Source organism: Salinispora cortesiana (genome assembly GCF_000484695.1).
GTDB lineage: Bacteria > Actinomycetota > Actinomycetes > Mycobacteriales > Micromonosporaceae > Micromonospora > Micromonospora cortesiana.
The window spans coordinates 59,306-70,423 of sequence record NZ_AXVR01000018.1 but is presented as its reverse complement, the minus strand read 5'-3'; the positions used below and the strand labels follow the sequence as shown (position 1 = coordinate 70,423).

The following is an 11,118-nucleotide window of genomic DNA, read 5'->3' as shown; positions in this document are numbered from 1 at the left end:
CCACTGTTACAGGGTCCGATGTCCGAGATGAGCCGCGCGAGTTGCTGCTCGCGGCTAACTGCTCCGTCCGTAGTGCCGTCCCTTCCGCCCGTTCGGCACACCGCCCCGGCGTGCGGCGCTGACACCTGCTCGTCTATCGCACGTTCCGAATCGTCTTATCAACCCTGCATGCGACTGCCATCGTGCCGATCAACTCCTGCAGGGCACTTGGTACGAGCAGCCGCCGTTGGAGATGTTGTTGGTGAGGTGGAGTGAACGCGAGGCGGCCGCCGTGTAGCCGCCTTTGCGTTGTGGACATAGATCTGGTGGTGGCCGTATGGACCCGACCGGACTCGGGCACGCCCGTTGGACCAACCGATGGAAGGCCACACTCAACGCCTTCGACATCACCCTCATCGATCACGTCAGCGCCAGCTACCGCTAGACCACACTAGACAGACAACTACCCAGAAAACAGTAGTTGCACCGAAAACCGGATAGACCACCCCCTGACATCCGCAGCGACTGATATGCCGCCGATCGCGGCGAGTGCGTACTGTAACGAGACTGCAGGGCTCGCAGGGAGGGGTCGCAGGACCGAAGTTGTGTCGGGAAGAAGACAAACGGGACGTACACACCGCCGAGGATCCGCAGGCGGCCGGCTCGAGACACGTCGACGTCCTACAAGGATCGCCTCGTGGCATCCATCTACCTGCAGACGCACTTCGGGACGATCCGTGACGTGAACGACCCGGCCCAGTCATCGGGGGACCTGGCTCCCGACCGGACACCGCGAACCCGGCTCGACAAATCGGCCATCCCGACAGCCACGGATGACCAAGTGGGGACTTCGGTCTGGTTACCGACAGCAATTTGCATTGAGTTGAGACGCAGTCGCCCCTCGAAGTCAGTACTTCAATCGCGGTTCAAGCTCCCTCTGAGCAGGCACAAATGCCAGTTGCAAGCTCAAGACGGAGTTGACCTCTCGGGTGGGTCGAGGACTCCAATCGCACGCGCGAGCACGCGGGGACACATGCGGCGCTTAACGCGAAGGCGCTTCGCATGTTGTAGGACTGCGCGGTTGTCATACCGATGCGGTCCAATGGAACCCACCCCGCCTTGCCTACGTCTCTCTCACGCGGAGTGCACATATGATCGAACCACCTTCAGACCCGTCATGGCTGCCCACTCCGCAGGTTGCTGTTGCGCAGCTCGCCAGCGGGATCCTAAAGTACGCCCAGCAGACCGCATCGGGTGACGCGTTCCGGCTGCCGTACCCGGCAAACCTGCAGCTCGCGCTGGACCGGCTGACCCTGCTCGCCTGGCATCAGGGCGCGCCCGCGCCTGCCAGCGTGGTGGAGCTGCTTCAGCTTGCACAGGAGCCGTTCGGCGACTGGAAGATCGACCTCACCGGCACCGACGTCGACCCTGACGAGGCGCTGCTCATCTATGGCCGCCCGACGGCGGCCTGCGAGGAACTTGGCAGCCTCCGTGGGGATGTCGAAGGCGAGATCCGCGAGAACGCGCTGTTGCGGGCGGTGATGGACAAGTCCCGGGCCCACAACGCACCGCATTCCTACATCGCGTTCCGCGAGCTCCTGATCCGACAGCCGGCGATCGCGGCGATGGAGCTCGACGCACGGCTGGCCGATCCTGACTTGGCGCTGCTGGCGGATGAGGTGCGGCAGGCGTACGTGGTGGCACCACCGGAGGCGATGGCGGATGGCGTGATCCGGACCTGCGGCGGGTGCAGCGGTCTTCGATTGCCACTGGATGACGACCGGACCTGGGTCTGCGAGGACGAGACCTGCCCGGCACCCGGAACGGCCGGGACGGACCACCCCGCCAGCGAGGGAGTGTGGTGGCTGCGGCGTGAGCTACGCACCTTCATCACCGCACCGGGTCGTGCAGAGCTGCGCATCGCCGACGCGATCGGGAAGCTCGGCGTATCGGTGGCGTTGTGGCCGGACTTCGACGCGTGCGACATCGCGGTCTTCGCGGAACGACCGTGGGTCGCCGACATCAAGGCCTGGCGCAACCCGGTACGGCTGGCCCGACGGCTGCGGGAGCGGCTGTTCACCGTGTCGCCGGAGGCGGAGAGGGCCTACGTCGTCATCGGCCAGGAGCAGGTCAAGGCACATCCGCGGTACGTGGCACGGCTACGGCAGGCGTGCCCCCAGGTACGGCCGGGCCGGCAAATCGTGGCGGTCTCCGAGGCGGAGTTCATCGGTGCCGTGAAGCGCCGGGTGGAGGCCGGGGCATGAGGCAGACCAACACCATCCGCAACCGCTTCACCCGCGCACTCCGCAGCCACTACACCCCGACCGGGGACCAGCCTTCGCCGTCCCGGCTGATGGACACCGAACTGTGCCTGTATCTGCTGGAAACAGTCGCCGCCGGCCAGACTGCCCACGGAGTACCCGCGTTACTCGACGGCTACCGGGCGCTGTGGGACGCGGTGCCGGGCCCACCAGCCGACGCGACGGTCCGACTCGCCAACGCGCGAGCCCTGCTGTGGCGCAGCCAACGCCCCTACGGGTGGGACGAGTTGCTGCGGGCTTACCGGTCTGCCCCTGAGACAGTGCGGGGTTACCACCTGGACCCGCTCGGCCGACCGGTACGCCGGCAGTGCAGCGTGGCGACCAACCGGTGGGCCTGGTACGAGCAGCTGCTCACCGAGCCGCTGCCCTTCGCCGCCACGGGCGTGCGGTTCGCCGCGCCTGGGCAATACCGCATGAGCTCGACGGCGCGTGGTCAGGGCGTCACGGTGCCGGATAACCTTCCGCCCGCGCCGGCTCCGGCTCTGCATGACCTGGCCGTCCAGACCCGGGCACCGATCGAGGTCACGTGGCAGGAGTTGGTGGAGACCGCCCGAGGTATGGACGCCGCCGACCTGGAGGCCGGGCGTTCCTCTCACCGATGGGAGGAGCGCCTGCAGGACGTCACGCTGCAGATCCGGCTGGCCGACCATACCTTCGGCGACGCCGCGACCCTTTGCATCGATCGGATCCTGCACATGGTCGGAATGGTCAGCGTCGGCAAGAGCACCCTCGTGACGATCCTGACGACCTGGGCGGCGCAGCATGACCTCCGGATAACGATCGTGGTCGGCGACAACTCGGCAGCACTACGCATGGCGCACGAGCTATCCCGCTACGACGGCGTGGTGGCGGCACCGGTCATGGGGCAGAACCGCACCCGGCACGCGGAGCGATTGCATCGACTCCAGCCGCCGGCACCTGGCCGGCTTGTGCCCTCCGAGCCGTACGGGTTCGAACTGGTCAGCACGGCCTGCCCGCTTGATGCGGTCCGAGACAAGGCCACCCCACTTGAGGTACGCGAGGCGCCCTGCCAGCACCTGATCGAGACCGATCCGGATGCCCCGGTGGACGGCTGGCGGGACGGGACCCGGTGCACCTGTCCCCTGTGGCATCGGTGCCAACGGCATGAGGCCGCGCGCCGGCTGGTCACGGCGAACGTGTGGATCGCGACTCCATGGAGTCTTGTGCACACCCCCGTGCCCGGACCGTTGAGCCACGAGCAGATGCGGTACCTGGAGGCGGCGTGGCGACGCAGCGACCTATTCCTGGTCGATGAGGCCGACCAGGTGCAGGCAAACCTCGATGAGATGTTCGCCAGCGCCCAGGTACTGCTTGGCCCCAGCCAGGAAGCCTGGATCGACGAGATCGGGGCGCGGGTAGCGGAGAAGCTGCGCGCGACCGGCCGCGCACCGGTCAGGTCCCGGCAAATCCGCCGGTTTACCACGGCCCTGAACCAGGCCCGTTCCGCAGCAGACATCATCTACCAGTTGCTGCAGCGAGACCGGGTTCGGGCTGGCAAGCCGGTGTTGAACTGGCTCGACCCCGACTACTTTACGGCCTGGACCCTGTTCAACAGCCTTGCCAAGGACTGGGCCGGCTACACCGCCACGAAGGGTCACAGGCCGGACCCCGGCTGGGACAACGATCCGCTCTACAAGTTCCTGCGCGAGCAGTTCAACGCGTTCATCGACGAGCCGACCGGAGCATCCGGCGAGGTAGCCGAGGGCTTAGCCACGTTGGCGGAGGCGCAACTGTCCGACACGGAAGAGGAGACGCGGGAGGACACCGTCCGGCAGTGGCTGATCGAGCTGAGCGACCAGGAGTTGGTCGAAGGTAGGAAGATCGCACCCGCAGAGCTCGACCGCAACGTGTGGCGGCTGGAGCTGGCGATCGCAGTAGCGGTAATGGCACACCGACTCAACCTGATGCTCGCAATCTGGCCGGAAGTTGCGGCCGAGCTGGACATGTTCGACACACTTCCGGCAGAGGTACGCCGACCGCCCAGCGACCTCGCCGTCGCGGTGCCCGAATCCCCGATGGGCAACGTGCTCGGCTTTCAGTACGTCGAAGACCAGACCGACCGCCGAGATGGCCAGCTGGGCGAGTTCAGATTCTTCCGCTACACGGGCGTAGGGCGGGCCCTTCTGGTCGGCCTGCCGGACCTGTTTCCCGCCGACGGGCCCGGCCCGAACGTACTGCTGTTGTCGGGGACCAGCTGGGCTGGCACTTCACCTCGCTACCACATCGACGTGCCAGTCGAGGCGATCCTGCGCCCCTCACCGCAGAAACTCGACGCCATCTCCGAGACCACCTTCACCCTTGACATCCAGCACCAAGGCGAGCGCAGTACCCCGATCTGGGTGTCCGGCCGCTACGGGGGGGGGAGCGTGCGAGCGCACTGCGGCAGATGGTCGCGGCCCTGACTCAGCCGGGCGCGGGTCCCGGGCGACCGAACCGGCTGGAGCGGGAACGAGCCGCCCTGCCGCCCGGCCGGCAGAAGGTCATGCTGCTGGTTGGCAGCTACGCCGAGGCCCGCACCGTCACCAACGAGCTGCTTCGCCGCAAGTCCTCCTGGGAGGGGCAAGTGCGCTGCCTCATCGGCGACGACGAGTTGGAAACCGGCTGGGACGACGGCCACTTGCTGCGCCGCGGCGACGTCGCGGACTTCGGCACCGACAACGCGTGGCTGCTGGTCGCCCCCATCCTGGCCGTCGAGCGCGGGCACAACATCCTCAACAACGACGGCGTGGCCGCCATCGGCGCCGCGTTCTTCCTCGTACGTCCCCACCCGCGGCCGAAGGATCTCAGCTACGTCACCCAGCGGATCAACCAATACGCCCTCGAACAACTACGCCCGCACCCGCTCGACGACGACTGCCCGGCACACGAACGCCTCGTAGGTGCCGGCAGCCAGCGTCGCCGAGCCGCGCAGCGCCAGTGGCGGCGGTTGCTGCACGCCATGGTCGCCTACAGCCAGCTCGGCACGGACGAGCGCCAACGCGTGGCCTGGACCCAACTTGTCACCATCTGGCAAGTCGTGGGCCGGCTCCTACGCGGCGGCCAAGCCGCGAAGGTCTACTTCTGCGACGCCGCCTTCGCACCGGTCACTGCGCGCAGGAGCGACACCGACACCGACCTCGACGATGCCAGCACCAGCCTGCTGCACGGCATGCGTGAAGTGCTCACCCCGTACTTCGAGCCTAACGGCGTCAACACCGATCGACACCTGGTCCAGGCGCTCTACCAGCCCCTGTACCGCGCCCTCACCAACATGGGAGACCGCTGAATGGCACCCCGCTACGACAACCTCGCTGTCACCGTCCTGCGTCTCGATCCCGCAGCCCCGATCGAGCGCACCTACTACCTCATGCGGTTCCCTGGCCGCTGGAAGGAACCGCTGCGCCGGCTCGCCCAGGCGCAGCGCGGTGGCGACGTCGCCAGCATCCCGATCTCCTCACTCAACGACGCGATCACCGCCCTCGTCCCCGACTGCGTCGTCACGCTTCCGTACGCTGGACGCGGCGACGATGACCAGGAATGGCTGCTCGCATACCGCGCGGTAAACCCGACAGCCATCTTCAACCTGGTCGCGGCGTGGGTACGCGCGCAGAAGGGCACCCCCGAGCAGATCTCCCTGGCCCTGTCCGAGCTGCACGCCAGCCACCTCACCTGGTCGCCGGTTCACCTGGACCTGACCGCGCCCGAAGAACGGCAGCGCGCCATGCGTCTGCTCCCGATGGAGATCGCGGCGACATTGTCCCGCCCGGACGCAACGTGCCCGCACAACGAGTTGCGGTTCCTGCGCTGCCCGAGCGCCGACGGCGCGGAGATCATGTCCTGGCCGCCGGAGCGGATCGAGGACCAGACCCCGTTCTCGGTCAAGATCGGAATCAGCGCGCAGACCCTGCCCACCAGTGATGAGCTACTGGTCTATCTGTCCTATGGCGTGCGGCGCTGGATGCCCGTGCGAGGCAAGCTCGCCTTCGACCACGGCCACTCGGTGTACATAGCACCGACCGTGCCGTACCTGGCCGGCCTGGAGAACTCTCGTCATTTCGGCACGGCGCGGATCAAGCAGGTCAGGGCGACGGAGAGGGATGGCTCGAACAGCTATGGGCCACGCTGGGACGACGCCCTCGCGAGGGTACTAAAGGAAGCCGGTTGTCTCGACCGCCTGCCCGACCCGCAGCAGCTGGTCGACAAGCCACTGGACTACCTCCAGCGCCACGGCGACGCAGCTACGCTGGTATACAGCACCGGCATGCTTCCGGCTGAGAAGGTCAGCGCCGGGCTGTCGGTCGCCGATCGCCAGCCGCTGATGGACTGGGTCATTAGCGAGCTCAGCCCACACCTCCGTTCGGCCGCGGCGCTCCCCCGCGAAAAGTGCACCGTGTACAAAGGGCTTGGCGGCATCAGCGAGAGTCAGGTTTCGGCCACCTATCTCGGTGAGATCGTCGGGCCGCGCCTGGACATCGAACTGCTCACCGACACCGACCGCGCCACGCAATACGCCCTCGACCGGCTCGCCACCCGTCTCGGCGTCCCGATGCCCCGTGCCGAGCAGCTTGACGAGGCCGGGGCCCACATCGACCTTGGCGCGGCGACCATCGGGATTCGGCGGCTGGCGGCACCGACGATTCGCGCCGACCTTGACCGAGTCGGACGCCGGCCCCAGGCCGCGGTGGAGGCTCGCATCGAGCACATCGCCGACGCACTTAGCGAGGCGGCAAACCCGACGATCGCCCTGGTCGAGATCGCCCACCCCGACGCCTATCAGGGCCGGCGACGCGGCGACGATCCCAAGTTCGCCATCCGGCACGGCCTGCTGCGGACGGGCCGGCTCAGCCAGTTCGTCACCCCGGTGGCCGAGCCGAAGCGTCCCCCTCGCGCCCGTGAGGGCAGGGAGCCCTCTGACCCGAACCGAGAGCGGTTCGCCGCAGCCGTCGATGATCTGTTACGGCAGCTCGGCGTACGCTCAGAACCGCTGCCTGAGCCGGCGCAAAACACCCTCATCCGACGGCCGGCACTCCTGGCCATCTGGATGATCCGCCAGAACAAGGGACGCGTCTGGGGGCTCGCGCGACAGGTCCCGGTCGCCGTGCTCGTCGACCCCACCGGTCAGCATGTGGAAGTCCGTGCGCCCAAGGTGCCCTGGCAGCCTCTGCACACCGGGCTCGTGGAGATCGGTAAGCAGTACGTCAACGTGGACCTCAAGTGCGGCCCCGACGACGTGGTCCGGTTCGCCAAGGACGTTATCGATGAAGCCACCAGCGCTTTCCCCGACACCCTGCTACTCACCCATGCGCAGAACCTGCGCAGCGTCTGGAACACCCTCACCAACGGCCGCATCCAGCTCGACAGCCTCGGCTTCGGCAGCGGTGAACCTCAGCCGATCAGCAAGCTGCCCGGCCTGCGTCATGTACGCGTTCGCACCGCTGAAGGCGGCGAGACGCCGGAGTGCTACGGCGTAACGGACGACGGCACAGGCCAGCCCAAGGGTCTGTGGCGCTTCCTGGCGCCTCGGGTGTACGGCAGCACCACGGGCAAGCCCAGCACGCACTCCGGGGCGTTGAAGGGCGTGTCGAAGCTGATCCCCGGCGAGCACAACGGCAAGCTCACTGCCCCAAAGCCGAAGGCCCAGGTATGGAACCCGCAGTTCATCGAGCTGCTCGTGGCGGGAATCCAGGACGGCGACCAGCCCGAGCACTGGGCGGCGCTGGCACACGAGCTGCGAGATGCAGCACCGTACGTACGGGGCACCACCGTCCTACCGTGGCCGCTTCACCTCGCGGAGCAGATCGAGGAATACCTCCTACCAACCAAGATCGCTAACCTCGGTTCGCAAGAGGTTCTCAGGGACGAGTAGGGGCCGTGGACCTCCCCGGTGCGGGAGGTCCACGACCACGAGCATCTGTCGCCCCTGCCTATGCCGGTTGCGCTCCGCCGCCTCGCCGTCGGGGCACCACAGCCGCAGTAGCTTGGGCCGCGGCGTGGGAGAGCTCGGGTAGGACGTCGCCGTAGAACTTGGCGGTGAAGTGTGGGCTGGAGTGGCGGAGCCGGTTGGAGATGACCTTCATCTGGACGCCGGCGGCGAGCCCCATGGTCGCGGCGCCGTGGCGGAGGTCATGGAGTCGGATGGGTGGTAGCCCGGCTTGCCTGGCGAGGTGGTGGAAGTGGTCAGTCACGTCGGCGGGGTGGAGCCGACCACCGCTGGGCGTGGTGAACACGAGCCCGGTGATGGTCCAAGCGGCACCGGCGGCGAGGCGTTCGCGGTGTTGCCGGGCACGGTGGGCGCGCAGCACCGCGACGGTCTCGGTGTCGAGAGCGACCGCGGCTTCGCTATCGGTGGTTTTGGGGGTGTCGATGGCGGTGGCCCAGCCGTGTTGGACGAGTTGCCAGCGGACGGTGAGGGTGTGGGCGTCGAGGTCGAGGTCGTCCCAGTGCAGACCGCAGGCTTCGCCTCGGCGCAGGCCGGTGAAGGTGATGAGGTGGTAGAGGGCGTAGAGCCGGTCGTTGGCGTCGTGGGTGTAGTCGAGGAATCTGCCGGTGTGTTCGGGGGTCCAGATCATGACGGGGCTGGGGGTTCTGCCGGTGTCGCGCCAGGTGCGGATGCGTTGGTCGGTCCAGATGGTGGGCTTGGGTGGTCGGGCTGTGGGTAGTTCGATCATGAGGGCGGGGTTGGTGTCGATGTAGCGGTGGCGGCGCATCGCGTCGTTGAGGGCTTTGCGCAGGGTGGCGTGGATGACGTGCAGGGTTCTGGGGCCGACGATCCGCTGGTTCTTGACCTGGTCGCGTTGGGCGGGGTCTCGGCTGGCGCGCAGGGTGGCGATGGTGGTGTTGCGTTCGGCGATGGCGTCGTACATGGTGTCGATGTGGCCGGGGCGGAGCCGGTCGATGCGCAGGTGGCCGAGGTGCGGGATCAGGTACAGCCGGATGTGCCCTTCGTAGGAGCGCAAAGTGCCTGCCTTGATGTTCTTGCGTCCGGCGAGCCAGTCGGTCAGGTACACCGCCATCGTGGGCAACTCGGTCGGGGTGATGTCCAGGTGCAGCGCCCGCCGAACCTGGTCCGGAGTGGGGATGGGCGCGCCGGCCTTGACGGCGGCCTCGATCAGGTCGCCGGTCTTGATCGTGGTGTGCGGGTCGGTGGGATCGGGGACGGCGAGCGCGGCCCGGATGCGGTCCAGGACGGCGTCCGCGTCGGCCTGGGTGGCGTAGGGGCCGTGGCGCAGGGGGCGGCGGGTGCCGTCGGCGCGGACGGGGATCTCGATCTGCCAGTGCCAGTGGCCGTGGGTGCGGGACCAGCCGCCGCCGGGCCGGCGAAGCTGGGGACAGGAGCGTCCCAGTCGCCGGCCCGTGACGCTGTCGCGGCAGCCGCAGCGTTTGAAGGTAGATCCCTTCACTCATCGTCTCCTGGATGCTCCGTATGGTGCCGCCAGCGGTGTCGGGTGAAATCCGCTGGTGGCGGGGTCATCGCATCCACGCTCACCTTCGCGTCGGCTTCAAGTCGCCCACCGCCGGCTGCGGCGGGGTCGGGTTGGAGGAGGTGGAGCAGGGCGGCGACCGGGACGATGATGCGGCTGCCGGCCCGGATCAGCGGTATGGGGAACTGGTCGGTGGCGGCGAGCCGGTACGCCTGGGATCGGCTAATCCCGAGCACCGAGGCGGTGGTGGCGAGGGTGGTGGTCACGCCGAGGGCACGGATGCGCTCGACCGTCCACACCTCCCCGACACCGGGCACGGCGGTGGTGCTGTCGGTCGTGGTGCGGGTGGTCTGGTCATCGTGATTCGTGGGGCTGTTCATGATCAGGTTTCTCCTGGTTATGAGATGGATGGCTGTGCGGTAGGAGCGGGGTAGCCCCGTCGGGGGCGACCGGCGCAGGGGTGGCTGCTCCGCCACCGCTGCGCCGCTTCGGTGACAGAGGCGATGGCGTCGGGTTGGTCAGTAGGACCGGTTCTACGATCAGCTCGGGTGGTGCCGACGACTCGACCTTGAGGGTCTTGAGGAGTTCGGATACTCGGGTGTTGGACACGGTGTGACCGGCTGCGCGGAGGGCTTCGGCGAGCGCCGCCCGGGTCAGTGCCTGACTGTCCGCGGCGAGCCGGTCCCGGACCTTGCGGGCCGCCGGCAGCAGCTCACCCACGTCGCCGGACGGCTGCGCGGACGGTCCCCGGTCCGTTCGCTGCCGGTCCCGTCCGCCGTGTCGGCGACGAGCATCCGGTGAGCGGACGGTCCGGGTCCGGGACCGCCGCTCCCCCGCCGTGACAGCGGACCGGGTGGCCTCGTCCGGTCCGCTGTCCGGAACGGTCCGCCCGGCCTCATCCAGTCGGCGGTCCCCGACGGTCCCGGTGTTGGCGGGCGTGGCGGTGCTGGTCCGTCCAAGGGCGATCTTGACCATGATGAGGAATCCGAGCGCGGGTACCGCGGCGGCGACCCAGCCGATGACCGAGGGTTCGGCCTCGACGACCTGCGCTGCCAGGGACAGGGTGACGGCGCAGGCCAGCACGGTGGCGGGGAACACGGTGGAGGTGTGGGCGCGTTTGCGGCGGCGCAGTTCCAGGCCGGAGGCGATGGACATCAGCTCCAGGACGATCGCGTCGGCCCAGGCCAGCCAACCGGGTTGGCCGTGCGCGGCGGCCACGTTATGCACGTGGGTGAAGCTGGCCGCCCCCGCTGCGCCGCCGATGGCCAGCATGATGACGACCTGGACGACGCCCTCGACGCGGCTATCGCGCGGACTGCCGTCTGCGGCAGGGACCGGCGTTGTCGTGGCCCATCACCTCCTCAACACTGACCGGCGTTCCGGCCCGTCCGCCAGCG

General features: G+C 68.1%; 7 protein-coding genes. 4 read left to right on the top strand and 3 right to left on the bottom strand.

What is annotated here, in order from left to right; genetic code table 11:
- Window positions 1-1,130 precede the first annotated feature (1,130 nt).
- The 4 genes from K228_RS0110900 to K228_RS0110890 are packed head-to-tail and all read left to right on the top strand — an operon-like array spanning window position 1,131 to window position 8,166.
- Entirely contained in the window at window positions 1,131-2,243 is a 1,113-nt protein-coding gene (locus tag K228_RS0110900) for a restriction endonuclease-related protein (RefSeq protein ID WP_020216769.1), read from the top strand.
- Complete coding sequence (locus tag K228_RS25510; protein ID WP_245603450.1) at window positions 2,240-4,723, top strand: pPIWI_RE_Z domain-containing protein; 2,484 nt, start codon at window positions 2,240-2,242, stop codon at window positions 4,721-4,723. The genes K228_RS0110900 and K228_RS25510 overlap by 4 nt, the downstream gene beginning before the upstream one ends.
- Window positions 4,708-5,586 (top strand): hypothetical protein, encoded by an 879-nt coding sequence (locus tag K228_RS29445; RefSeq protein WP_245603449.1) that lies wholly within the window; start codon window positions 4,708-4,710, stop codon window positions 5,584-5,586. The genes K228_RS25510 and K228_RS29445 overlap by 16 nt, the downstream gene beginning before the upstream one ends.
- Window positions 5,587-8,166 (top strand): pPIWI_RE module domain-containing protein, encoded by a 2,580-nt coding sequence (locus K228_RS0110890; RefSeq protein WP_025618468.1) that lies wholly within the window; start codon window positions 5,587-5,589, stop codon window positions 8,164-8,166.
- Between the two features lie 58 nt (window positions 8,167-8,224).
- Here K228_RS0110890 and K228_RS0110885 read toward each other — a convergent pair whose 3' ends face one another.
- Genes K228_RS0110885 through K228_RS0110875 form a run of 3 tightly spaced genes read right to left on the bottom strand, consistent with a single transcriptional unit; the run spans window position 8,225 to window position 10,996 of the window.
- Window positions 8,225-9,700, bottom strand: coding sequence for a tyrosine-type recombinase/integrase (locus K228_RS0110885; protein ID WP_020216766.1), 1,476 nt, complete (start codon window positions 9,698-9,700; stop codon window positions 8,225-8,227).
- A complete protein-coding gene (locus tag K228_RS0110880) occupies window positions 9,697-10,101 on the bottom strand; it encodes a helix-turn-helix transcriptional regulator (protein WP_020216765.1) in 405 nt (134 codons plus the stop codon). The genes K228_RS0110885 and K228_RS0110880 overlap by 4 nt, the downstream gene beginning before the upstream one ends.
- Window positions 10,076-10,996: a DUF2637 domain-containing protein gene (locus K228_RS0110875; protein WP_342667118.1), complete on the bottom strand. Its 921-nt coding sequence runs from the start codon at window positions 10,994-10,996 to the stop codon at window positions 10,076-10,078. The genes K228_RS0110880 and K228_RS0110875 overlap by 26 nt, the downstream gene beginning before the upstream one ends.
- Between the last annotated feature and the right edge of the window lie 122 nt (window positions 10,997-11,118).